Source organism: Bacteroides faecalis (genome assembly GCF_003865075.1).
GTDB lineage: Bacteria > Bacteroidota > Bacteroidia > Bacteroidales > Bacteroidaceae > Bacteroides > Bacteroides faecalis.
The window spans coordinates 27,978-53,677 of record NZ_BHWB01000008.1 but is presented as its reverse complement, the minus strand read 5'-3'; the positions used below and the strand labels follow the sequence as shown (position 1 = coordinate 53,677).

Genomic DNA, 25,700 nt, shown 5'->3' with positions numbered 1-25,700 from the left:
GTAGCTATAAAAGAGTATTAATCTTTAGTGATCGAGGGTATTCTTTTGAAAACAAGACATATAACTGCTGAACATGAAGATTGGACCATTTCATGTTCAGATATTTATTTGCCATATATTGAGAAGAAAAAGAGATTTTTATTTGCTGTCTATATATAATTTTGTCTATCTTTGCGCCGAATTCACATCCGTTACCTAAGAAGTAACGCACATAATTCATTACTATAAATCAACAATTTACACAAATTCACTTAGTCACAAAATAATTTTTCACGTAAAATAAATTCTTCCTGTTAACTTCTGTACGATCTCTTAATTCAAAACCTTTAAGGTAAGTTTGAGTAGTTTTGATAGAGGTATGTCCCAAAGACTCACTTATCATTTCGACAGGGACTCCACGATATTTAGCTGTAGTAGCCCAAGAATGACGAAGTGTATAAGATGTGACATGGGAACGTAGCTTCAACGCCCGTGCCAGAGATTTCAGGCTATTATTAAAGTTACGGAGTGCTGATTGATATTCCCGATAAGAACGCACATCTTTTCGTGGCTTGTCACCGCATAGAATATCAAAAAGATAATCAGGGCAACCAGGTCGGGGAGGTAAACGATTACGAAGACTCCTTATTGTATCTCGGGCAGTATCAAGTATCTCTACGCACATAGGAGTTTTAGTTTTAATACGGTTATAATGGAGAATATTCTGTTCCAAAGCCGTTTTCTCCAAGTGAGCAAAATCGGCAAAGGACATTCCACAGAACTGAAACATTAAACCCGCAACGGACTGAGTACGTCGTAAACGTTCCGTACCGGGATCTTCATATAATAATCGATGGAGTTCCCCAACAGGCAAAGCTTTCTTTTGATGAACAGCCACCCCCGTATAAACCTCATGAAACAATAAAGGGACATAGTTAGCATTACCGGACTCTACTCCTCGATTGTAAATACTACGAAGCATACGCATATACGTTGAAACTGTGTTAGGTTTAAGACTACTCTCGTAAAGATAACGCTCATAATGACGCAGGCGATCTCGAGTAATCTGATTGAAAGATACGCCAGACACACCACAAAAACGAGTGAAAGACCTTAATGCACTCTCATACACATGGGCTGTAGCGTGACGACCCTCTCCTCTTAAACGGCCGATGTAACGCTCTGCACACCGGCTAAATCCATCTTTTCTCATAATTTTACTCTTGTTTTATTCATTACAACATGGAAAACAAGCAATGATTACTTCATCCATGAGCAGACAAAATTAACTAAATTACAGTTCTCACATTATTGATGTATCCATTGACACCGAACAGAATCTCTCCTCTTTATACATAATAAGAAAAAATGCTTTGATACACTCTGTATAAGACAGATAGCATTAAAATAATAAAATATGAATACTTACCTCCGATTATTTATTTTTTGCTTTTTCGATAAAAATCATACCTTTGCAGATATGATTGAACAGCGAGTCATACGATACATCGAAAAAGAACAACTATTTTCTCAAAACAGTAAAATACTTGTAGCATTGAGTGGTGGAGCCGATTCAGTGTCTCTATTGCGTATTCTTCATTCACTCGGCTATGATTGTGAAGCTGCACATTGTAATTTTCACCTACGAGGTAAGGAATCTGACCGCGACGAAATGTTTGTATGCCAGCTTTGCCAACAATATAATATTCCATTGCACATCATTGATTTCGATACAATCCGATATGCTGAAGAGAAACGTATTTCGATAGAAATGGCTGCCAGAGAGCTTCGGTACGAATGGTTTGAGAAGAAAAGAATTGAATGTCATGCAGATAGGATCGCTGTTGCCCATCACCAAGACGACAGTATAGAAACAATGTTATTAAATCTCATTCGTGGAACAGGGATCACCGGTTTATTAGGTATACGTCCTATAAACGGGTACATAGTCCGCCCACTTCTTTGTGTCAGCCGGAAAGAAATTATCTGCTATTTACAAAATATCAAACAAAAATATGTTACAGACAGCACTAATCTGGAGGACGAATATACTCGTAATAAAATCCGACTCCACTTACTTCCACTGATGCAGGAAATCAACCCAGCCATCAAAAATAGCCTAATTACAACAAGCAATCACCTAAATGATGTAGCTACCATATATAATAAAAGTATATCGGAAGCAAAAGCCAGGGTGATAACTTCGGAAGGTATTCTAATCAGCGCCATATTGCAAGAACCCGCTCCCGAAACCGTTTTATTTGAAATATTACACCCACTGGGATTTAACCCGACACAAATCAAAGATATCTACCATTCACTCGACGGGCAGTCGGGAAAACAATTCAGCAACAAAGAGTGGAAAGTGATCAAAGATCGTGATTTCCTGTTATTGGAAAAGATACGACCGGAGAGAGAAGATACACCTTCTTTTCAGTTAATCAGAGAAGAAGGTGAATACACAACCGATTTCCAAATTCCCCACGAAAAAGAAGTAGCTTGCTTTGATGCAGATAAACTAAGTGGAACCATTACCCTTCGCAGATGCCAAACAGGAGACACTTTTATTCCATTTGGAATGAAAGGAAAGAAAAAAGTAAGCGATTATCTGACCGACCGTAAATTCTCTATCACTCAGAAAGAACGCCAATGGGTACTTTGCTGCAACGAACAAATCGCCTGGCTGATAGGTGAAAGGACGGATAACCGCTTCCGCATTGATAAAAACACCCGAAGAGTAGTAATTTACAGAATGGTTTGAGGTAATTTCTGCTTTTTAAAACAATCAGATAATATAACAGAAAACGGAGTATCAAATACTCTTGCCTTTTTAGTACAAGATTTCACACATGCACAACACTTGATACATTTATCTGCATCCGTATGCAATTCATCCCCTTTAATAATAGCTCCTACCGGACAATGTGTTACACACAGTCCGCAATGAGTACACAAACTTTCATCTTCCACCCAAGGGGTACGGGGAAGTGGAGTACCACTCTTACGCAATTTAATAACCTTCCGCAGAAAACGAAACAAAGGAAAGAAAGGCTGACTGGGACGACGGATGGCACGTACATCTACCTGATAAAGTTTATCAGAAGTAGGAGCAGCCTGTATCTTTTCCATAACCTTATTTCCAAATTCATTAGCGAAATCCAAATCAGAATCATCCGGACGTCCCTGGGCTATCGGAGACTGAGCTGTACTATAAGAATGCTCTCCAACAAAGGTGGCTCCTGCTATCACTTTAAATCCATGAGGAATGGCAAAAGCATCCAATTCCATCAACGCCTTTTCATAAGCGCGGTTTCCATAGACTACAACCAATACAGCAGGAGTATCTACTCCACGAATATTTTCCAAACGTTCCATAGCTAATGGAGCTACATGTCCTCCATAAACAGGAACTACAATAATGGCCAATGCAGACGCAGGAATCACAGTTTCCTCAGCCATTTGCATAGTTAAATTCACCGGAATCACATTTTTTATGCCTGTTCCCTGAACAATCGCCTTTGCCACTTGTTTAGAAGTATGGGTAGGCGAAAAATAAATTAAATGAGCTTCATTTACTGTCATACTATTTTTTTTATACAGCAAAGATAGGCTTTTACATGGAAAAAAAAGGCTGATTGTATATGAAACCAAAAATATTTATTATCTTTGCCCCGTTGAAACTTTCTACGATTCAACATTAACATCCCTAATTCATAATTAAGAATAAAACATATGCATGCATATCTGTAGCTATCAAGCAACAGTAATGCCGTCCATATTTCAGCTTAAAAAGAAATATTAATAACTTACTATACTATATGTATAACATTATCCAATTAAACGACAAGAATCTGTCGGAACTTCAAGTTATTGCTCAAGAACTTGGCATAAAAAAAGCAGACTCATTTAAAAAAGAAGAACTTGTTTATAAAATACTCGATGAACAAGCGATAGTAGGAGCTACAAAGAAAGTTGCCGCAGATAAACTCAAAGAAGAACGTAAAGAAGATAAGAAAAAGCGTTCGCGTGTGACTCCAGTTAAAAAAGAAAATAAAGTAATGGCTGCAACGAAAGAGGGCGAAGTTACCAAGAATAAAGAAACTGCCCCCGTTGCTAAACCACAACCAAAAGAAGAAATTGTAAAAGAAGAAACTGTAGTCAAAGAAGTTATAAACAAGGAAGCTGCAAATAAGGAAGTTGTTACTAAAGAAAAAGGGACTCCTGTTGCCGAAACTAAGGCAGAGCAAAATGCAACTCCTAAACGCAAAGTGGGACGGCCGCGTAAAGAAGCTAAACCAGCTGTGAAAAAAGAAACAGAAGTAGTTAAACCTGTAGAAAAAGCAGTTGAAAATGCTCCGGAACAAAAAGGAGTTGCAGAAATAACAGTTATAACTACTGTGAAACCCATTCCAGTTGAAACAGAGAAAAAAGTGAAGGTAAACCAACCTATTGCAGAGCAAAAGCCAATATTAAAACCTAAGAAGGCTGAGCCTGTAATCGACGAAGAAAGCAATATTTTATCTGATTCCGACGACGAAGACTTTATTCCTATTGAAGATCTGCCTTCTGAGAAAATAGAACTTCCTACCGAACTATTCGGCAAGTTTGAAGCTACAAAAGTGGAATCTACTCAAACAGAGCCTGAACAAGCTCCACAACCTCAGCAACAACAGGTACAACAACCTCAGCAGAATATTCATCGCCAACGAGTGATCCGTCCACGCGATAATAATGGCAATAACAATGCTAATAACAGCAATAATGCCAACAATAATAATCCTAACAACAGCAACTTCCAACGTAACAACAACCAACGTCCACAGATGCAACGTCCTGTACCACAAAACAATACAGGTGAAAACCTTCCGGTACAACAGGAACGTAGAGTCATCGAACGCGAAAAGCCTTACGAATTTGACGATATCCTGAATGGAGTAGGTGTACTGGAAATTATGCAAGACGGATACGGATTCCTCCGTTCTTCCGATTATAATTACCTTTCTTCTCCAGATGATATTTATGTATCACAGTCACAAATCAAACTCTTCGGTTTGAAAACAGGTGACGTAGTGGAAGGAGTGATCCGTCCACCCAAAGAAGGAGAAAAATATTTCCCACTAGTTAAGGTTTCGAAGATCAATGGACGTGACGCTGCTTTTGTACGTGACCGCGTACCTTTCGAACACCTGACTCCTCTTTTCCCGGATGAGAAATTCAGACTTTGCAAAGGAGGTTATTCTGATTCGATGTCTGCCCGCGTAGTAGACCTTTTCGCTCCGATCGGTAAAGGACAACGTGCTTTGATCGTAGCACAACCCAAAACAGGTAAGACTATCCTAATGAAAGACATTGCCAATGCCATTGCAGCTAATCATCCGGAAGTATATATGATAATGTTACTTATTGATGAACGTCCGGAAGAGGTTACAGATATGGCTCGTAGTGTTAATGCCGAAGTTATTGCTTCTACTTTCGACGAACCGGCTGAACGTCACGTAAAAATTGCAGGTATCGTATTGGAAAAAGCAAAACGTTTGGTAGAATGCGGACACGATGTAGTAATCTTCCTCGATTCTATTACCCGCCTGGCACGTGCCTACAATACAGTATCTCCGGCATCCGGCAAGGTACTTTCCGGTGGTGTGGATGCGAATGCACTCCATAAGCCTAAACGCTTCTTCGGTGCAGCACGTAATATCGAAAACGGAGGTTCACTGACGATCATTGCTACTGCCCTGATCGATACCGGTTCTAAAATGGATGAAGTTATCTTTGAAGAATTCAAAGGTACAGGTAACATGGAACTACAGCTCGACCGCAACCTGTCCAACAAACGTATTTTCCCTGCTGTTAATATCACTGCATCAAGTACACGTCGTGATGACTTATTGCTTGACAAGACAACGCTTGACCGTATGTGGATCTTACGCAAATACCTTGCTGACATGAATCCAATCGAAGCTATGGATTTCGTAAAAGACCGTTTGGAAAAAACAAGAGACAACGAAGAATTCCTGATGAGCATGAACAGCTAAGCAACGATACAATTTAAATAATCGTATCAAAAAGCCGATAACCACTATTATTTTGCATTGTCATTCTAAGGGAATGCAATAAAAATCTACGAATGTTCATCAACATTATAATAAGTATAGTATAGGGCAATGGACAAAATATCCATTGCCCTTATTGTGTATAATATTATCTTATAGTTCCAGCAAGTATAATACTGTTTATCATAAACACTGATCAAGATATCAGAATAAAGCGCTATCTTTGCAAAATGCAAACTTAAACGCCTTATTATGTATACCAACAAACAGATTTGGAGTGTCAGTTACCCCATTTTACTCAGCTTGCTGGCACAAAATGTCATTAATGTCACCGATACAGCATTCCTTGGGCACGTAGGAGAAGTTGCCTTGGGAGCTTCTGCTATGGGAGGACTTTTTTATATATGTATATTTACAATTGCATTCGGTTTCAGTATCGGGTCACAGATTGTCATTGCCCGACGTAATGGTGAGGGACGTTACTCTGATGTCGGTCCGGTGATGATTCAGGGAATCATATTCCTATTAATCATGGCATTACTGCTGTTCGGCTTTACCAAAGCCTTCGGTGGAAATATCATGCGTTTGTTAGTTTCTTCCGAATCTATTTACGAAGGAACGATGGAGTTTCTGGACTGGCGTATTTACGGATTCTTTTTCTCGTTCGTCAATGTCATGTTCCGAGCTCTTTATATTGGTATCACACGTACTAAAGTACTAACCATCAATGCAATCGTTATGGCATTGACCAATGTCGTACTTGACTATATACTTATTTTCGGAAAATTCGGTTTTCCAGAAATGGGTATCAAAGGAGCCGCCATCGCTTCGGTATTGGCAGAAGCCTCATCTATTCTTTTCTTCCTTATCTATACTTATATCACTGTCAATCTGAAAAAATACGGCCTGAATCGCTTACGCACTTTCGACTTTTCATTGCTGATGCGGATTCTCAGTATCTCATGTTACACAATGCTTCAATATTTTCTTTCCATGGCTACTTGGTTTATCTTCTTTGTTGCTGTGGAACGATTGGGGCAACGAGAATTGGCTATCGCTAATATCGTGCGAAGTATTTATATTGTATTATTGATTCCGGTCAATGCATTGGCTACAACCACCAATAGCCTGGTCAGCAACGCTATCGGTGCAGGAGGCATTCAGTATGTAATGCCACTTATAAAAAAAATAGCCCGCTTCTCATTCTTTATCATGCTGGGATTAGTTGTTTTATCGGCCATATTTCCGCAGTTCCTGCTCTCTATTTATACCAGTGAAGCAGCATTAATCGCAGAATCCGTACCTTCCGTCTACGTGATTTGCTGCGCTATGCTTATTGCATCGGTAGCAAACATTATATTCAATGGAATTTCAGGTACGGGAAACACACAAGCCGCCCTATTGCTCGAAACCATCACAATTGCCATTTATGGTTCATACATTATTTTTATCGGAATATGGCTGAAGGCTCCTATCGAAATCTGTTTTACAATTGAGATTGTGTATTATACCTTATTATTAGTGACGAGCTATATTTACCTCAAAAAAGCAAAATGGCAGAATAAAAAGATATAAATACAAGAGATTTTTGTAAATTTGCAGCCTTAATTTAGTAATAAGTAATAAAAATAAATATGTTCGATAATTTAAGTGAGAGACTAGAACGGTCATTTAAGATTCTGAAAGGTGAAGGTAAAATCACCGAAATCAACGTTGCAGAAACGCTGAAAGATGTACGCAAAGCATTGCTCGATGCCGATGTAAACTATAAAGTTGCGAAAACTTTCACTGATACAGTGAAGGAAAAAGCTATCGGTCAGAATGTACTTACTGCTGTGAAGCCAAGCCAGTTGATGGTAAAAATCGTACATGATGAACTGACTCAGTTGATGGGTGGAGAGACCGCTGAAATTGACATTAATGCCCGCCCGGCGGTTATCTTGATGTCCGGTCTGCAGGGTTCTGGTAAAACTACCTTCTCCGGTAAGTTAGCACGTATGCTGAAGGCCAAAAAGAATCGTAAGCCACTACTGGTTGCATGTGACGTTTACCGTCCGGCAGCTATCGAACAGTTGCGTGTACTTGCAGAACAGATCGAAGTTCCTATGTACTGCGAACTAGATAGCAAGAACCCGGTAGAAATTGCTCAACATGCCATTCTAGAAGCCAAAGCCAAAGGATATGACCTAGTCATCGTCGATACAGCCGGACGTCTGGCAGTAGACGAACAGATGATGAATGAGATTGCTGCTATTAAGGAAGCTATCAATCCGAACGAGATCTTGTTCGTGGTAGACTCCATGACAGGACAGGATGCTGTAAATACCGCTAAAGAATTTAATGAACGCCTGGACTTCAACGGTGTGGTATTGACTAAGCTCGACGGTGATACTCGTGGTGGTGCGGCTCTTTCCATCCGTTCGGTAGTCAATAAGCCGATCAAGTTTGTAGGTACGGGCGAAAAGTTGGATGCAATCGATCAGTTCCACCCGGCACGTATGGCAGACCGTATTCTCGGTATGGGTGATATTGTGTCTTTGGTAGAACGTGCTCAGGAACAATATGATGAAGAAGAAGCAAAACGTTTGCAAAAAAAGATTGCCAAGAATCAGTTCGACTTTAACGACTTCCTCAGCCAAATTGCTCAAATCAAGAAAATGGGTAACTTGAAAGATCTCGCTTCTATGATTCCAGGAGTAGGTAAAGCTATTAAAGATATTGATATTGATGATAATGCCTTTAAGAGTATTGAAGCAATCATCCATTCGATGACTCCTGCAGAACGTTCCAATCCTGAGATTCTGAACGGTTCACGTCGTACTCGTATTGCCAAAGGTAGCGGAACGACTATTCAGGAAGTAAATCGTCTGCTGAAACAGTTTGACCAGACACGCAAGATGATGAAGATGGTAACTAACAGCAAAATGGGTAAGATGATGCCCAAGATGAAACGATAAACTTTTTATCTGATAGAATTGAAGTTAAAAACAGGAAAGATAATAGTGAAGAAACTAATTTTACTTTTATTGATATACCTGTCAATCTCGTTTTCTGCTCAAGCAAAAGTTATAAAAATATTAGCTATTGGCAATAGCTTTTCGGCTGATGCAATAGAACAATATTTATACGAATTAGCAGCTGAAGGCGGTGACAGTCTGGTTATTGGTAACGCTTACCGCGGTGGACAAGGTTTTGAGTCACATTGGAAAGTGGTTGAAAAGAATAAACCTGAATTCGAATATCATAAAGTAGTAGGTGGCAAGAACAGTAATCAGAGAAAAACTTTACTGGAGTGTATTCAAGATGAAGAGTGGGATTATATAACATTCCAACAAGTAAGTCAGGATAGCGGTGATTATCCAACCTACGAACCTTGGCTGACTCGTCTATTGGAATATGTAAAACAGCATGTACGCAATCCAAAAGTGAAATATGCTCTACACAGGACTTGGGCTTATCCACAAAATTCTGATCATGGGGCATTTAAGAAATACAACAAAGATCAATTGCAAATGTTTCGGAATATAGTGGATGCCACTAATCAATCAAAGAAGCAACATAAAGAATTCCGTATGATCATTCCTGCCGGAACAGCCATACAGAATGCACGTACAAGCTTTATAGGTGATAACTTTAATCGTGACGGTTATCATCTTACCTTCGGACTAGGACGTTATACAGCTGCCTGCACTTGGCTTGAAAAAATCACCAAGCAAAAGGCTATCGGAAAGAAATTCAGACCGAAAGGTGTCAGTGAAGAGGAAGCACTTATTGCACAGAAAGCTGCCCATTATGCAGTTCGTCATCCGGATGTGATCACTGAGATTAAAATAAAAAAGAAATGATTATATAAAGAGGGAGTTTAGGCTTCCTCTTTTTTTATGTCCGAAAGATTGCCGGGTTCGACAAAATATTCTATTTTTGTCCATCATCAAAAAACAATGTACATGAAACGTACTTTTTTATTAATTTTAATCATCATTTCTGCCTGTTTTTGTTATGCGCAGCAGAAGGTGGCAACGTACATTGTCGAAGGTCCCCTATCCGACCCCACTATGCAGGGAGAAACGATAGTTATGGTGAATTATGAAAATCCAGAAACAGTAAATAGTGCTAAAGTTTTAAATGGAAAATTTCAATTTACCGGAGAAGTAGAAGTTCCTTTTCTGGCAAGAATTTTTGCAGGAAAACATTATGGCATGTGCATAATAGAAAAAGGGACAATTACTCTAGATCTCGAAAAGACTCATACAACTTCTGGTTTTCCAATACTCAATCCGGGCTTCGGAACTCCACTAAATAATGAATTCGCAAATCTAAAGATTTTCGTAGATAGTTTATCATATGAAGCTATCGAACGACTGAACCAATTGCAAAAAGAATCTGCCGACAATGAAACAAAAGCAAAGCAAGAGGAAGAAATTAGGATAAAATTACGTAAGATCATTATTCCTCAATACCAAAAAGTATTTAAACGACATACGAATGATATACTTGGATTTTACACAATCAACGAACTTTCAAAAGAGCTATCTCCTGATGAAATGATGCCTATACTCACTCAGGCAGGTTCATATATTATGTCACTTCCCAGTGTGCAAAATATAATTAAACGGCTGGAGAAACTAAAACAGACTTCGGAAGGAAAGATGTTTGTCGATTTCGAAGGAAAAGACGAAAACGGGCAACCTCTTAAATTATCAAACTTTGTTGGTAGAGGAAAATATACGTTAGTTTCTTTTTGGTCAAGAAGCTGTCATGGTTGCCGGATGGAAATACCTATTATTGATGAAATTTATAAGCAATTCGGCAACAAAGAACTAGAAGTGGTCGGGGTGGCCGTTAATGAAGGGTCTATCAGCACAAAGAAAGCGATCAAGGAACTAAATATAACTTGGCCTCAACTATTTGAAACAGGTTCTCAGCCTTATCACTTATACGGATTTAGTAGCATTCCACAAATTATGTTGTTTAGTCCGGATGGTACAATTATCGCAAGGAATCTGCATGGAGAGGGTCTCAAAGCCAAAGTGAAAGATGTTTTAAAACCATAATAAATAAAGAATATGACATTAATAGACGGAAAAGCTATTTCCGAACAAGTAAAACAAGAGATTGCGGCCGAAGTGGCAGAGATCGTAGCCCGTGGCGGTAAGCGTCCACATTTGGCGGCAATTCTCGTAGGACACGACGGTGGCAGCGAGACGTATGTAGCTGCAAAAGTAAAAGCTTGTGAAGTATGTGGATTCAAATCTTCACTTATCCGTTACGAAAGTAATGTAACTGAAGAAGAACTGTTGGCAAAAGTTCGCGAATTGAACGAAGATGACGATGTAGATGGATTTATCGTACAGCTTCCGTTGCCGAAACATATTTCTGAACAGAAAGTGATCGAAACCATTGATTACCGCAAAGATGTTGACGGTTTCCATCCTATCAACGTAGGACGTATGTCTATCGGTCTTCCCTGCTATGTATCCGCTACTCCTAACGGTATCCTTGAACTGCTGAAACGCTATCAAATAGGGACTTCCGGAAAGAAATGTGTCGTACTTGGACGCAGCAACATTGTTGGTAAACCAATGGCCGCACTAATGATGCAAAAAGCATACCCGGGCGACGCTACCGTAACTGTTTGTCACAGCCGTAGCAAAGATCTGATAAAAGAATGTCAGGAAGCCGATATTATCATTGCTGCTTTAGGACAACCTAATTTTGTAAAAGAAGAAATGGTGAAAGAGGGCGCAGTTGTTATCGACGTAGGTACAACTCGTGTTCCGGATGCTACCAAAAAGTCTGGTTTCAAATTAACCGGCGATGTGAAATTCGATGAAGTGGCACCCAAATGTTCTTACATTACTCCCGTTCCGGGGGGGGTGGGTCCGATGACAATCGTATCACTCATGAAGAATACACTATTAGCCGGAAAAAAAGCTATTTATCAATGAAACAGATTCGGTTTCTGATAATAATCTTACTCTCTTTGTCCTGCACTTCACAGTCGCAGACAAAGAGAGAATCTGGAAATGACATTCCTCTGGACAGTCTTTCTCTTTCTGACAGTATATCACCTACCGACACACTCCGACTACTTTTCGTTGGAGACCTCATGCAACATCAAGGGCAAATAAATGCAGCATATGCAGCTAAAGGCTTCAAAGGATACGATTACTCTTCGTATTTCGAATATGTCAAAGAAGAGATAGGTAGAGCAGATTTTGCCATAGCCAATTTGGAAGTTACTTTAGGAGGTAAACCCTATAAAGGTTATCCTGCCTTCAGTGCCCCAGACGAATATCTTACAGCTATTCATGAAGCAGGTTTCAATGTTCTAGTTACTGCCAATAATCACAGTCTCGATCGTAGGCAAAAAGGTCTGGAACGTACTATACGTCTCATTGATTCTCTGAATATTCCTCATGCAGGTACTTATATAAATAATGAAGAACGGGCAAAGAAATATCCACTTATATTGGAAAAGAATGGTATTCGTATTGCATTACTCAACTACACTTATGGAACTAATGGAATTCCTGTTACTCCGCCCAACATCGTAAATTATATCGATACAACTATCATCACCAAAGATATTGATACTTGTAAAACACTACATCCAGATGTAATTATCGCTTGTATGCATTGGGGAGAAGAATATCAATCGCTCCCCAACAAACAACAGAAATTCCTTGCTGATTGGATGCTTCAAAAAGGAGTGAATCATATCATTGGCTCGCATCCACACGTCGTACAGCCAATAGAAGTACGTGAAGATAGCCTTACAAACGAAAGAAATCTTGTTGTTTACTCATTAGGTAATTATATTTCCAATATGTCAGCCCGCCGTACAGACGGAGGATTAATGGTCAAGATGGAATTAGTGAAAGACAGTACTACCCGTCTCAATAATTGCGAGTATAGTTTAGTATGGACAGCCCGTCCCACACAATCCGGGAAAAAAAATCATCAATTATATCCCGTCAATATACCTACAGATTCAATTCCTATAAATACTCGTAACTCATTGAAAATCTTCACAAATGATGCACGAAACCTATTCACCAAGCATAATCGGGGAATAAAAGAATATTTTTTCTACGAAAAAAAAGAGTAGATTTTTTTGGTAATTTAAAGATTATATCTATCTTTGCACCGCATTAGAGAAATGCAAACATGGTGGATGTAGTTCAGTTGGTTAGAGCGTCAGATTGTGGTTCTGAATGTCGCCGGTTCGAGTCCGGTCTTCCACCCAACAAAACCCTTGTAAGTTAAGTACTTATGAGGGTTTTCTTTTTGTTGGTGGCTAGCATTTTAGGGTGTAAATCAAGCCAAATTCTATCTAATTTCCCTTGCTGTTGACCTATTGTTTACCCCAAAATAGTTCACTGACAACACTGGACAGAATACCGAGAAGCTTACAGCTGACATGCCTATCAATATAATTCTTTTAAAAAAGATGCGAATTTAGGCTTAATCAGCACCCTTGTTTCCTAATTTAAACCCTCGCCATACTCTTGGTTGCTGTGCTTTTATACTGTATCTATTTATTAGATACTATATTAATTGAAGTATATCTATCATTTCTCAGATAGTTTTATTATATTTGCATTAACCACTATAAAACCTATAAAAGTATGAATAGATTCTTAACCTAATCGAACAAATGTATTGACTATTAAAAGAAACCAAGAAGGATGAGATTAAGAATTGATACAACTTACAATAAAAGGTCAATTAAATCATTAGAGATTCTCCATTATTGATTTATCAAAAACAGATATAACGAAAAAATCATTTAAGACTATAAACTAGAAAAATAAAACTTATGGAAAATAAAAAATTAACCCGTTCTTCCAATCGAATGATTGCGGGTGTATGTGCAGGAATTGCTGAATATTTTGGCTGGGATATCACCTTGCTAAGAATAGTCTATGTATTAGTAACTTTCTTTACTGCTTTTGCCGGAGTAATTATATATATTATCCTATGGATTATTATGCCGGGAAAAAGACCTAGCGACGGATATGAGGATCGTATGAATGAGCGAATACATAATGAAAGATAATTCACCAAATAAAGTAAGAATATAAAAGCAGATATTTATTATCTTTTAGATACGGATGATATAAAACTTAAAATATAAAGTTTTATATCATCCGTATCTAATATTAGGAATTCTCCTTTTCCCAACTCATTATTCAAATATTCTTCTTTAACAAAAAAGCCTTAATATACTAATAAAGCTCCAATCCAAATTCATCTTTTAATTGCATTAATGCTTGATTCTTTTGTGCCATCATCTGAAACTTTTCAACGCGCCCTACAGCTCGAACCGTCTCAGTGGGCGCACTTACCCGTACAGTCATCAATACTTTACTATTCTTTAGACCTTTACGAAGATAATCTTGAATTTCAGGAATCAAAGCCGTAAAATCCTTAGCAGCAATCTCATTATCAACTACTACTTCAAAGGAGGTCGAATTACCTATTAGCATAGGATGAAGTCCTTGCATGCGTTTAGCAATAGCTACTTGTTCTTTAGGTAACTGCCCAGCATATTCCTGCCAATAATAATTCAAATCCCGATCGTTAAATATAAAATCCTCTTTCGGTTGCACTTGAACATTGGTAACACTAGTTGTAGTTACATTTTGAGTAGTCTGCTCCCGTTGAGGATGTTTGATAGATACTCCCAAACTTGACATCTTCATTACTGGAATCTTCTTCTCTTCCCTAACTGTAGGTGAGATTCCTGCTCCCTGAGAAGCGACATTCGATGTACCCGCAGAAGGAGTTACAGAATTAGCAACTGTTGTTGCAGCCACCTGTGGTTGTTGAATTGCAGCAGTATTGTTAGGAGCTTTCGTTCCAACCGTTGATGAAGTTGAATGAACTACAGACTGATGAACAGGTGATGCAGTGCTAACCTGTGGTTGCTGAGCAACGGCAGGTTGAGTAAATACGGGGTTTAGAGTCTTTTTAGGGCTACGCCCACCACTCACGTCATCCCCTTCGGCAGTAAGTTGTGCAACCTGTATCAAAGTCAATTCAACCAGCAAACGTTTGTTCTTACTAGCACGATAATTTAAATCGCAATCATTGCACAGCTTCATAGCACGATATAAGAAAGGCAACGGACATTTCTGAGCCTGTTCCTGATAACGTTGGCGTATACTGGCTCCTACTTCTAACAACGAGATAGTAGCAGGATCTTTACTTACCAACAAATCACGAAAATGAGAAGAAAGACCTGTTATAAAATGACCTCCATCAAATCCCTTATTTAACACATCATTGAAAAGCAACAATGCATCACTCACCTTGTTTTCCAAAAAACAATCAGTCAAACGGAAGTAATATTCATAATCCAAGACATTGAGATTCTCAATCACACTTTTATAGGTGATATTTCCACCCGTAAAACTCACTACCTGATCGAAAATAGACAACGCATCACGCATACCTCCATCCGCTTTCAAAGCAATCACGTTTAAAGCTTCCGGCTCTGCCGTAATTCCTTCCTTTGAAGCAACATACGACAGATGTTCTAGCGTATCTTCAACGCTGATTCGGTTGAAATCATAAATCTGGCAACGCGAAAGAATCGTAGGAAGAATCTTATGTTTCTCTGTTGTAGCAAGAATAAAGATTGCATGACGAGGTGGTTCTTCCAAAGTTTTCAGAAATGCATTAAAAGCAGACGCTGAAAGCATATGAACCTCATCAATGATATAAACCTTATAATTACCAATCTGTGGCGGAATTCGCACTTGCTCCACTAACTGGCGAATATCATCCACCGAATTATTGGAAGCAGCATCAAGTTCGTGTATGTTATATGACCGCTGTTCATTGAAGGCAACACAAGATTCACATTCGTTACAAGCCTCACCATCTGCAGTAGGCGTCATACAGTTTATGGTCTTGGCGAAAATACGTGCACATGTCGTCTTACCCACTCCGCGTGGTCCGCAAAACAAATAAGCATGAGCCAGTTTCTGTGTAGCAATTGCATTCTTCAGTGTAGTAGTCAGTGCCCGCTGCCCTACCACTGATTCAAAAGTGGACGGACGATATTTACGAGCTGATACAATATAGTTTTCCATATCCGAGATTCTCTCTGTTTTGAATTTCTGAAAAATAGCGCGAATAAAATAAATTAAAGCATACCTAATCAATGCAGGTAAGACCTTTTATCGCTTTCAGTGCAAATGTACACAAAAAAGTGATAAGTAATAAAGGTTAGATAGAGAAGTTTTAAACCCGAAGCGACAAGTTTTTAAGTTATTAGTTTTATCTTTGCAGATACAAAAAAGAGAATTTATGGGCAAACTCATCACTATCTGGAATTTTATATGCAAGCACAAGTATATTATTACTATTAGTGCATTTGCTGTTATCATTGGCTTTCTGGACGAAAACAGTCTGGTTCGTCGCTTTGGATATGAACGGGAAATCAGCCAGTTAAAAGAAGAAATAGAAAAATATCGGGGAGATTACGAAGAGAACACCAAACGTCTCAACGAACTAAATTCTAATCCAGATGCAATCGAGCAAATAGCCCGTGAAAAATATCTGATGAAGAAGCCAAACGAAGATATTTACGTTTTTGAAGAAAATCAATGAAACAACTAATACCCGCCCTTTTTATTGCAGGAGCTGTAATGGCTCTCACCGGAGCTGCGATTTACATTACCGGTTGGATTTATGCTCCTTACATATATACTATCGGAGCCGGATTTATCGCATTGGCGCAAGTAAATACTCCAGTTAAAGGAAAAAGCAAAACCCTTAAACGTTTGCGTATTCAACAAATATTTGGTGCACTTGCATTGATCTTAACCGGGGCTTTTATGTTTACCACACATGGAAATGAATGGATTGCCTGTCTTACCATAGCAGCAGTTTTAGAACTCTACACCGCTTTCCGAATTCCTCAAGAAGAAGAGAAGGAGAAACAATAAAAAAAACCTATTTACAACTTCACAGTTTTAAACAGGCATACACAAACATAAGCAAAATAAGAAAATGAACTCCTCCCCCATAAATAGGGAAAGGAGTTACTTATGAATATTTTTATTTCTTAGAAGGCGATGAATATCTAGCATTCAACCCATCTACAATTTCTTTAGTAATATTAAAAACGCTATCAGCATAAAGCAGATTATCAAATCCTGTATTGCTGAAAATTAAATTATAACCATGAGTTTTATTATATTCTTTCAAGAAAGCATTGATAGAATCACGAAACATCAAACTGTTTTTATTATTTTCTTCCATCAAACCATTTTGAAGTTTATTACGAAGTGCCTCTAAATCCTGTTCCATTTTAGTCAGACGACTATATTCTTGTTGAGCTCTCTCTTGTGAAAGAAAGGCATTATTCTCATACTTCTTCTGAAAATCCTGTTGTTCTTTTTGCAAAGCAGTAGCTTTTTCAGTCAATGTCAGGCGGATATTCTCGCTCTTTTTCATCATTGCTTCATTCAAGTCAATACAGAAGTTGTATTTAGTCAATAACGTATCTATTTCAACATAAGCAATTTTGATTCCTGCAAGTTCGGCATTAGCTTGGGCTGTAGTAGTAGTAGTAGTAGTAGCAGTTTGATTATCAGCTTTGCCGGCGCATTGTGAAAATAAAATAATGAACGCAAGAGCAGCCAAACCGTTCATGAGGTAGTTCATTCTATTCATAACCATAAAATATTGTTTTTAATTAATTAGTTCATACTATCGTTTAAGGCTTTTTCTAATTCTTCAATAGAAAAACGTGGCTTCTTCTGCGCTTCCCGGTCTTGTGATTGTGCACAACCTATCCCCTTTTTACGCAACGCTTTATTTCCACTCACATGACCATTCGGGAACTTCCCACTCTTCGTAAAGAATACTTTCATCCCTAATAATACAAGGGAAATAGCAACTATTAACAAAGTTATCAGTATAGTCTCAACCATTTCTATTAATTTTGTGAGTGCAAAGATAGGCTTTAATGAGATATGAGTTCAGATAAGTCAATCAAATTAACCATATTTAGCAATAAAAGAGACTGAGAATAGCCTCTCTATTCCTATTTATAAATTAAAATAGCATGGAAAAAAAGATTTAAAGCCAGCTGGCGTATTTAAGTATTTCGAAGAAATTTGTCAAGTGCCGCGCCCTTCGAAGAAGGAAGAAAAAATGATTGCCTACCTGAAGGCATTCGGAGCTAAACATAACCTGGAAACCAAAATAGATGAAGCAGGTAACGTTCTGATCAAGAAAACTGCTACTCCAGGAAAAGAAAATCTCCAGACTGTCATATTACAGTCACATATTGATATGGTGTGCGAAAAGAATAACAATGTTCAACATGATTTCCTTACCGATCCCATTGAGACTGAAATAGATGGAGAATGGCTGAAAGCTAAAGGAACAACTCTTGGAGCTGACAATGGTATCGGTGTAGCCACCGAACTTGCCATTCTTGCTGACGACAGTATCGAACATGGTCCGTTAGAATGTCTCTTTACTGTAGACGAAGAAACCGGACTGACCGGAGCATTTGCCCTTAAAGAAGGCTTTATGAGTGGTGATATCCTGTTGAATCTTGACTCAGAAGATGAAGGAGAAATCTTTATCGGATGTGCCGGAGGTATTGACTCTGTTGCAGAGTTTGAGTACAAAGATGTAGAAGTTCCTGCGGGATATTTCTTCTTTAAAGTAGAAGTAAAAGGTTTGAAAGGTGGACATTCCGGTGCTGATATTCATCTGGGAAGGGGAAATGCAAACAAGATCTTAAACCGTTTCCTTAGTCGTATGGCCGCCAGACAAGATTTGTATCTTTGTGAGATTAATGGAGGTAATTTACGTAATGCCATTCCTCGCGAAGCATATGCCATCTGTGCTGTCCCCGAAGCTGCTAAGCATGATGTCCGCAGTGAACTGAACATATTCATCAGTGAAATAGAAAATGAACTTGCCGTTATCGAACCGGATATGGAACTGATCCTCGAATCAGAGTCTCCTCGTTCCACTGCGATAGACCAAGATACCACATCACGCTTGTTAAAAGCATTATATGCAGCTCCACATGGCGTATATGCTATGAGCCAAGATATTCCAGGATTAGTAGAAACTTCTACAAATCTTGCATCTATCAAGATGAAACCCAACCACATTATTCGTATCGAGACAAGCCAACGTAGTTCTATCCTGTCTGCACGTAATGATATGGCAAACACTGTTCGTGCCGTTTTCCAATTAGCTGGTGCTGTTGTTACTTTTGGTGAAGGGTATCCCGGTTGGAAACCCAATCCGCACTCAGCTATTCTGGAAGTAGCAACCGAATCTTATAAACGTTTGTTCGGAGTAGAAGCCAAAGTAAAAGCAATCCATGCAGGATTGGAGTGCGGTCTGTTCCTTGACAAATATCCTACACTGGATATGGTTTCCTTCGGACCAACTCTTATTGGAGTACACTCTCCGGACGAAAGGATGTTAATCCCTACTGTAGAAAAGTTCTGGAAGCACTTGTTGGATATTCTGGTACATGTTCCAGCCAAGAAGTAACAGACAGATAAGTTCACATAAAGAAGATTATGGCGATAGCAAAAAAGGATTAGCTATTGCCATAATCTTTTTTGCTATGTCTTTCTTTATCGTTTCTCTTTGTTTGGGACAGACCCAAGAAGTGTCTATAAAGACTCGCATACCATTTCGTGTCATGGAATGGAACTTAGAGAATCTTTTCGACACTCATCATGATACTTTAAAGAATGACTATGAATTTCTTCCCGATGCGATCCGCCATTGGAATTATACGAAATATAAAAAGAAACTAAATGACATTGCTCGAGTAATCACAGCAGTTGGAGAATGGACTCCTCCCGCTTTAGTAGGGCTCTGTGAAGTCGAAAATGATTCCGTATTACGCGATCTCACCCGACGTTCCTCTTTAAAAGAATTGGGGTATCGCTATATTATAACTCATTCTCCCGATCAACGAGGTATAGATGTCGCTTTACTCTATCAAAGAGATGTATTCAAACTCTTAACTTCCTGCTCTATAACGATTCCCCCTTTCAAACAACATCGTCCCACGAGAGATCTGTTACATGTCAGTGGTTTACTATTAACGGGAGACACTTTAGATGTAATAGTCTGCCATTTTCCATCACGTTCAGGTGGGGCTAAAGAATCTGAACCTTATCGTCTCTATACAGCTCAAATTCTACATACAACCGCTGATAGTATTTTACATACACGTCTTCATCCCCAGCTAATTATAATGGGAGATTTCAATGACTATCCTACCAATAAATCTATCCAGAAAATATTAGATGCACAAGAGGTTCCCATCACACAACTGATTTCTGTAACTTCAGGAAACTCTTCCACCTCTTCCATACCATCTATTTCTCCATTAAAACTCTATCACCTCCTTGCCCGTAAAGCAAAATCTCACCATTTTGGTTCTTACAAATATCATGGAGAATGGGGGTTACTTGATCACCTGATTGTATCAGGTACATTACTTAATAAATCCAGTGATTTCTACACTAGTGAAGAAAAAGCAGACATCTCTCGCCTTCCATTTCTTCTCACCAAAGACGAAAAATATGGTGATAATGAACCCTTTCGCACCTATAAAGGCATGAAATATCAAGGAGGAATCAGTGATCATCTACCTATTTATACTGATTTTGAATTAATCTTGCATTAATCAATAGATAAAATTCATCATATATAAACACAACAGGATGTTTTAAACGTATATTGTACACATTTTTCAGCACATTACGAAACAATCAAAGCCTATTAATGCCTGAGGAATTGATTATTAATATTTGAGACATAGACTATTAATACCTGAGAAGTAGACCATTAATACCTGAGAAACAACTAAGTAATGGTCTTAAAAAGCTTCTGAAAACTACTTGATGTAGTTGAAAATTAGATACTATGTTCAAAACGTAATTCAAGAAACACTAATCCGAATATTGATAAACCTTCAGATCGAATTTCGTCACCATTGCCAACAAATGATCGAATATATCTGACTGAATGCGCTCATATTCTTTCCAAATTTTATTTCTGGAAAAGAAATATACCTGTATAGGCACTCCGTACATTGTAGCTTCCTTTTGACTGATTATCAAATCCAAATCCTGATTTACGACCGGAAGACTACATAAATATCTTTCTATATATACACGATACACCTGAGAATTAGTAGGAATAACCCCTTGGTCAGGCTGATAATCGGCCATTAAAGGAATTTCTTTCCGATAACGGTCCAACATATCCGGAGTGCAAAATTGGAGTGTTGTCAAATCCAACGTAATATTCTTCATTACCCGACGTCCACCGGATTCCACCATCCCCCTCCAATTTTGAAAAGAACTACTCACCAATGTATAAGGCGGAATTGTAGAGATCGTATTATCAAAATTTTGAATCTTAACCGTATTTAGTGTAATTTCCTGCACAATACCATTTGCATCACCCGAAGGAAGAGTTACCCAATCCCCCGGTCGAATCATATCATTTGCAGAAAGTTGAATTCCTGCAACAAACCCTAGAATAGAATCTTTAAATACCAACATCAAAATAGCAGCAGAAGCTCCCAAACCAGCAAACAGACTAGCTGGCGATTTATTCACAATAATAGAAACGATAACAATTCCACCAACAAAGAAAAGAATTACTTGTAACACTTGAATAAACCCTTTCATCGGTCGGTTCTTCATTGACTTTTTCCCATCATAAATGTCCATTATCATCAATAAGATACCGTTAATAGCTAACAATAGGGAAAAAATAATATAAATGGTACAAGCTTTTTGAGAAATAAGTAACAATTCTTTCCCCCGAATAAAAGCCATTGGCAACATAGCATAAATCAGGATAGCGGGAATCGTATGAATCAAATTATGAAACACTCTACGTTTCATCAGTAACGTATTCCACAAATGTGGTTTCCGACGGGTATATTGTCGCATTCCTCCCACAAAAATCGCCTGACAAAGATAATCCAGTCCAATCGCAATAACAATCATTAATATAGCGATTATCGTTTCGTCAAACTGATTCGCTATTTTGGGTTCCATTCCCCAATCTATCAGGATTTTATTCATCCATTTTCCTAAATCAACTACTAGCATAAGTTCCATCTTTTTTATAAAGAATAACAGACAAGTAACGATTTAGTTTAGAAAAAAAGACCGGCAACCGATTCTCTAATCGAAACTACCAGTCCAACTGCTACTCTCTAAGCATTCCTTTTCTATCTCTATAAGGGCAGACCATAACGACCATCAACTATTTTGTCCAACTGTTCTGCCATCTTCTTAACTAATTCAGGTTTTTCTCCTGCCAAATTATTCTTCTCTACCGGATCTTTTCTCAAATCATAGAGCTGCGGTTCCTGGCTATTTCCCAATTCAATATTCACTTGTTTGTTATATTCCGGACCTTTTCCGGGACGAAGATATTTCCACACGCCATCAGTAACTGATAAATTATTTTGGGCATTCTGGAGCACTAGCCATTCTCTCCCCTTTTTCTGTTTACCCGTCCAAGCCTTCAACATCGGTTCACTATCCGGAGCTGCACCTTCGGGCAAACGGACATTCAGTATTTCTGCGAAAGTTGCAAACCAATCTATCTGGCAAAGCAATGCATTTGAAACAATTCCAGGTTTAATCACATTCTTCCAACTCCAGATACAAGGAATTCGTGTACCTGCCTCATAAGCACTATACTTTCCCCCTCGATAAATGCCCCCAGGTTTATGATCTCCCAATAGTTCTACAGCCTGGTCTTTATATCCGTCATCTACGACCGGACCATTATCACTGGAAAGTATCACCAATGTATTCTTATCCAATCCTAAACGTTCCAACGTATTCAAAATTTCACCCACCGACCAGTCAAATTCGAGCAAACAATCTCCACGAGGTCCCATTCCACTTTTCCCAGCAAACTGTGCACCCGGCACGCGAGGGACGTGTGCATCCTGAGTAGCAAAATACAAGAAGAAAGGTGTATCTTTATGTCTTTCAATAAAGGAAACAGCTTTATCGGTTAATGTCTCCGCAATCTGATCATCCTGCCACAAAGCCGACTTTCCTCCCTTCATATATCCAATACGGGAAATACCATTTACAATACTTTGATTGTGTCCATGAGAAGGGTGCATTTTCAGTAATTCCGGATTATCTTTTCCTGTAGGTTCACCAGGAAAATTCTTTTTATAACTCACTTGTAAAGGATCATTCGGATCTAAATTAATCACCTGATCGTTTTCCACAAACACACAAGGTACTCGATCGCCTGTGGCTGCCATTATAAATGAATATTCAAAACCTATATCATTAGTTCCAGGTTTCAAAGGTTTGTTCCAATCCTGTTCTCCCCCTTTGTCTCCCAGCCCCAAATGCCATTTGCCGACTACTCCTGTACGATAGCCTGCATCCTTAAACATATCGGCCATGGTATAACGCTCCGGACGTATAATAGAAGCTGCGTCACCATCCGCAATTCCCGTTCCTGCCTTTCGCCAAGCATATTCACCTGTCAACATTGCATAACGGGAAGGGGTACTGGTAGCAGCTGCACTATGTGCATTCGTAAAACGTATTCCCATAGCAGCAAGACGCTCCACATTCGGAGTATGAATTGTTTTTGTTCCGTTACAACTCAAATCTCCATAACCAATGTCATCTGCATAGATGAAAACGATATTAGGATGATTCTCTTGTTTTTCTTGTGCTGTTGCCTGAGAAGCCAAACAAGAAGTCAAAGCCAGTGGCAACATTCCGTAAATTTCTTTTTTCATATCATTATTTATTAACTGTTACTCCTATTTCATTCATCTCTATTTTAGCTGTAGTTGAAGTCAGTGTAGTAGCTTCCAGTCTAATAAAACGTGCCGGAACTTTCTTTCCGAAAGAAATCGTTTGGGGCAACGGATTATGCATAATATTGCTGAACTCACCATTAGTAGACACTTCCTGCCATTTTTTACCATCCACACTTACATAAAACTCATAACGATAAGCCATGGTCGGCTTCGCTTCTGCATTCTGTGGTGCATAGGTAAATGCTGACAAGACAACCTCCTTACCAAGATCAATTGTTAATGGAGAAGCTGACAACATTTTCCATTCCGAACGAGGCAATGTATTCCAATTTTCTCCCTGAACCCCTTCCCAAAGGGGCTCTGCATAGTATGCAGCAACCTGACTAATATTTGAATTCAGACGACATTTATCTATTTTGATTCGTAATTGACTGGCCTGGACCGTTGGGAAACGTAACAAACGCTTATACCCTATCGTCGTACCTTTTCCCACTTTTTTCCAACCATTATCCGTCAGCACCTCTACTGTAAAATCTTCCACCCGCTGACCTTTTGTTATATCTTCTTGAATCATCACTACATTAATCTGCGATTTCGGCCTCAAAGCGTATACTTTTTCACTTTCCGGAGCTGCATTCCAATATTTACGACCTTTCTTTATCTTATTATCAGAAAAGACCTGCTTCCGATAGGCAGCAAACTCCATCAAACGTTTAACATCCGCTTCATGAATCAATCCCCTACGATCAGGAGGTATATTCAATAAAAGCACTGAATTATAGCCAACTGATTGAAAATAAATATCAGACAAATGTTTGAGCGATTTCACTTTATTATCTTCTTCAGCATGATAAAACCACCCTGGACGAATGGAAACATCCACTTCTGAAGGATACCAAAACAATTCTGTCGCCTTCTCCAAGATGTCACGACTTCCCAAATCTTTCGACAAGCTAGATATCCCTAAGCGATTATTACTTCCATCCGAACGTTTGTAAATTCCCGGAGCTAATACTGTTGCACTCCATTCCGTTTCGCGTCCCACCCCTTTCTCATTACCTACCCAACGAACATCATCCCCCATTATCGCCATTACAGCTTTCGGCTGCAATCGTTGAATCGTATTATAAAAGGCCTCCCAATCATAAACCTGCTTCTTTCCATTCGGTCCCTCTCCGTTTGCACCATCAAACCAAACTTCATGTACTTCCCCATAATTAGTCAGCAATTCGGTCAGCTGCTGAATAAAGAATTCATTGTACCGAGGAGAGTCTCCATAACATTCGGCATTTCTGTCCCATGGAGAAAGATAAACTCCAAACCTCATATTATACTTATTGCACGCCTCTTTAAGTTCTTTCACGACATCTCCCTGACCATTTCTCCAGGAAGAAGAAGCGACAGAATGTTTTGTTGTAGCTGTGGGCCACAGACAGAATCCATCATGATGTTTCGCTGTCAAAATCACCATTTTGAATCCAGCCTCTTTAAGACTGCACACCCACTGCTCGGCGTCCAATTCGGAAGGATTAAAAAGCTCTGGATTTTCCTTTCCGTCCCCCCATTCACGTCCGGTAAAAGTATTGATACCGAAGTGAAGAAAAGCAGTTAGTTCCATTTGTTGCCAGGCATACTGTTGGGGAGTGGGGGTCAGTCTGGCAGCCAAATCTACTTTCTGCTCAAGAGTAGCATGCTGGGGAAATTCTACATGCTTCACATAGTAGTTTTCTTTCTTCTGTGCCTGTCCGCCTAACGCAATGACAGAGGACAGGAAAAGGGAAATCAGTAGCTTATTCATTTTTTCAATATATTAATTTGACACATCATTT

General features: G+C 38.9%; 21 protein-coding genes and 1 tRNA gene. 14 read left to right on the top strand and 8 right to left on the bottom strand.

Annotated features, from left to right (window positions below; genetic code table 11):
- Positions 1 to 247 precede the first annotated feature (247 nt).
- Positions 248 to 1,192, bottom strand: a complete 945-nt coding sequence (locus EJF25_RS14090; RefSeq protein WP_125041703.1) for a tyrosine-type recombinase/integrase — start codon at positions 1,190 to 1,192, stop codon at positions 248 to 250.
- 267 nt (positions 1,193 to 1,459) lie between these two features.
- Between EJF25_RS14090 and tilS the strand changes: the two genes are divergently transcribed.
- A complete protein-coding gene (tilS, locus tag EJF25_RS14085; protein ID WP_125041847.1) occupies positions 1,460 to 2,740 on the top strand; it encodes a tRNA lysidine(34) synthetase TilS in 1,281 nt (426 codons plus the stop codon).
- On the opposite strand, the gene EJF25_RS14080 is transcribed toward tilS, so the two are convergent.
- Positions 2,725 to 3,561, bottom strand: a complete 837-nt coding sequence (locus EJF25_RS14080) for a 4Fe-4S binding protein (RefSeq protein ID WP_125041702.1) — start codon at positions 3,559 to 3,561, stop codon at positions 2,725 to 2,727. The genes tilS and EJF25_RS14080 overlap by 16 nt on opposite strands.
- A gap of 236 nt (positions 3,562 to 3,797) precedes the next feature.
- Between EJF25_RS14080 and rho the strand changes: the two genes are divergently transcribed.
- The 9 genes from rho to EJF25_RS14035 all read left to right on the top strand — a co-directional run bounded on the left by rho (position 3,798) and on the right by EJF25_RS14035 (position 14,094).
- Positions 3,798 to 6,014 carry a transcription termination factor Rho gene (gene rho, locus EJF25_RS14075; RefSeq protein ID WP_125041701.1) on the top strand — a complete coding sequence of 739 codons (2,217 nt, stop codon included), beginning with the start codon at positions 3,798 to 3,800 and terminating at the stop codon, positions 6,012 to 6,014.
- Between the two features lie 270 nt (positions 6,015 to 6,284).
- Entirely contained in the window at positions 6,285 to 7,607 is a 1,323-nt protein-coding gene (locus EJF25_RS14070; RefSeq protein ID WP_125041700.1) for an MATE family efflux transporter, read from the top strand.
- A 59-nt stretch (positions 7,608 to 7,666) separates the two neighbouring features.
- On the top strand, positions 7,667 to 8,989 hold the full coding sequence (gene ffh, locus EJF25_RS14065) for a signal recognition particle protein (RefSeq protein WP_125041699.1): 1,323 nt from the start codon (positions 7,667 to 7,669) through the stop codon (positions 8,987 to 8,989).
- Positions 8,990 to 9,034: 45 nt separating this feature from the next.
- A complete protein-coding gene (locus EJF25_RS14060) occupies positions 9,035 to 9,877 on the top strand; it encodes a DUF4886 domain-containing protein (protein WP_125041698.1) in 843 nt (280 codons plus the stop codon).
- A gap of 102 nt (positions 9,878 to 9,979) precedes the next feature.
- On the top strand, positions 9,980 to 11,086 hold the full coding sequence (locus EJF25_RS14055; RefSeq protein ID WP_160119419.1) for a TlpA disulfide reductase family protein: 1,107 nt from the start codon (positions 9,980 to 9,982) through the stop codon (positions 11,084 to 11,086).
- Positions 11,087 to 11,098: 12 nt separating this feature from the next.
- Entirely contained in the window at positions 11,099 to 11,980 is an 882-nt protein-coding gene (gene folD, locus EJF25_RS14050; protein WP_125041696.1) for a bifunctional methylenetetrahydrofolate dehydrogenase/methenyltetrahydrofolate cyclohydrolase FolD, read from the top strand.
- A complete protein-coding gene (locus tag EJF25_RS14045) occupies positions 11,977 to 13,143 on the top strand; it encodes a CapA family protein (RefSeq protein ID WP_125041695.1) in 1,167 nt (388 codons plus the stop codon). Before folD ends, EJF25_RS14045 begins: the two co-directional genes overlap by 4 nt.
- A gap of 61 nt (positions 13,144 to 13,204) precedes the next feature.
- Positions 13,205 to 13,280, top strand: a tRNA-His gene (locus EJF25_RS14040).
- Between the two features lie 574 nt (positions 13,281 to 13,854).
- The gene (locus EJF25_RS14035) at positions 13,855 to 14,094 is read left to right on the top strand and encodes a PspC domain-containing protein (RefSeq protein WP_125041694.1); all 240 of its coding nucleotides are present in this window, start codon (positions 13,855 to 13,857) and stop codon (positions 14,092 to 14,094) included.
- 169 nt (positions 14,095 to 14,263) lie between these two features.
- Here the strand turns inward: EJF25_RS14035 and EJF25_RS14030 are convergent, their stop codons facing one another.
- Positions 14,264 to 16,135: a DNA polymerase III subunit gamma/tau gene (locus EJF25_RS14030; protein WP_125041693.1), complete on the bottom strand. Its 1,872-nt coding sequence runs from the start codon at positions 16,133 to 16,135 to the stop codon at positions 14,264 to 14,266.
- 217 nt (positions 16,136 to 16,352) lie between these two features.
- On the opposite strand from EJF25_RS14030, the gene EJF25_RS14025 reads away from it, so the two are divergent.
- Positions 16,353 to 16,655 (top strand): FtsB family cell division protein, encoded by a 303-nt coding sequence (locus tag EJF25_RS14025; protein ID WP_125041692.1) that lies wholly within the window; start codon positions 16,353 to 16,355, stop codon positions 16,653 to 16,655.
- The gene (locus EJF25_RS14020) at positions 16,652 to 16,993 is read left to right on the top strand and encodes a hypothetical protein (RefSeq protein ID WP_125041691.1); all 342 of its coding nucleotides are present in this window, start codon (positions 16,652 to 16,654) and stop codon (positions 16,991 to 16,993) included. The genes EJF25_RS14025 and EJF25_RS14020 overlap by 4 nt, the downstream gene beginning before the upstream one ends.
- Positions 16,994 to 17,105: 112 nt before the next feature.
- Here EJF25_RS14020 and EJF25_RS14015 read toward each other — a convergent pair whose 3' ends face one another.
- Both EJF25_RS14015 and EJF25_RS14010 read right to left on the bottom strand, forming a co-directional pair.
- A complete protein-coding gene (locus EJF25_RS14015) occupies positions 17,106 to 17,723 on the bottom strand; it encodes an OmpH/Skp family outer membrane protein (RefSeq protein WP_200832918.1) in 618 nt (205 codons plus the stop codon).
- 26 nt (positions 17,724 to 17,749) lie between these two features.
- Positions 17,750 to 17,983, bottom strand: a complete 234-nt coding sequence (locus EJF25_RS14010) for a hypothetical protein (RefSeq protein WP_125041690.1) — start codon at positions 17,981 to 17,983, stop codon at positions 17,750 to 17,752.
- A gap of 184 nt (positions 17,984 to 18,167) precedes the next feature.
- On the opposite strand from EJF25_RS14010, the gene EJF25_RS14005 reads away from it, so the two are divergent.
- Positions 18,168 to 19,577 (top strand): aminoacyl-histidine dipeptidase, encoded by a 1,410-nt coding sequence (locus EJF25_RS14005; RefSeq protein WP_200832917.1) that lies wholly within the window; start codon positions 18,168 to 18,170, stop codon positions 19,575 to 19,577.
- On the top strand, positions 19,558 to 20,730 hold the full coding sequence (locus tag EJF25_RS14000; protein ID WP_200832912.1) for an endonuclease/exonuclease/phosphatase family protein: 1,173 nt from the start codon (positions 19,558 to 19,560) through the stop codon (positions 20,728 to 20,730). The genes EJF25_RS14005 and EJF25_RS14000 overlap by 20 nt, the downstream gene beginning before the upstream one ends.
- 265 nt (positions 20,731 to 20,995) lie before the next feature.
- On the opposite strand, the gene EJF25_RS13995 is transcribed toward EJF25_RS14000, so the two are convergent.
- From EJF25_RS13995 to EJF25_RS13985, 3 genes are all read right to left on the bottom strand, one after another.
- On the bottom strand, positions 20,996 to 22,171 hold the full coding sequence (locus EJF25_RS13995) for a mechanosensitive ion channel family protein (RefSeq protein ID WP_125041689.1): 1,176 nt from the start codon (positions 22,169 to 22,171) through the stop codon (positions 20,996 to 20,998).
- A gap of 128 nt (positions 22,172 to 22,299) precedes the next feature.
- Positions 22,300 to 23,847, bottom strand: a complete 1,548-nt coding sequence (locus tag EJF25_RS13990) for a sulfatase family protein (protein ID WP_125041688.1) — start codon at positions 23,845 to 23,847, stop codon at positions 22,300 to 22,302.
- A gap of 4 nt (positions 23,848 to 23,851) precedes the next feature.
- A complete protein-coding gene (locus EJF25_RS13985) occupies positions 23,852 to 25,669 on the bottom strand; it encodes an alpha-L-fucosidase (RefSeq protein ID WP_125041687.1) in 1,818 nt (605 codons plus the stop codon).
- Positions 25,670 to 25,700 lie beyond the last annotated feature (31 nt).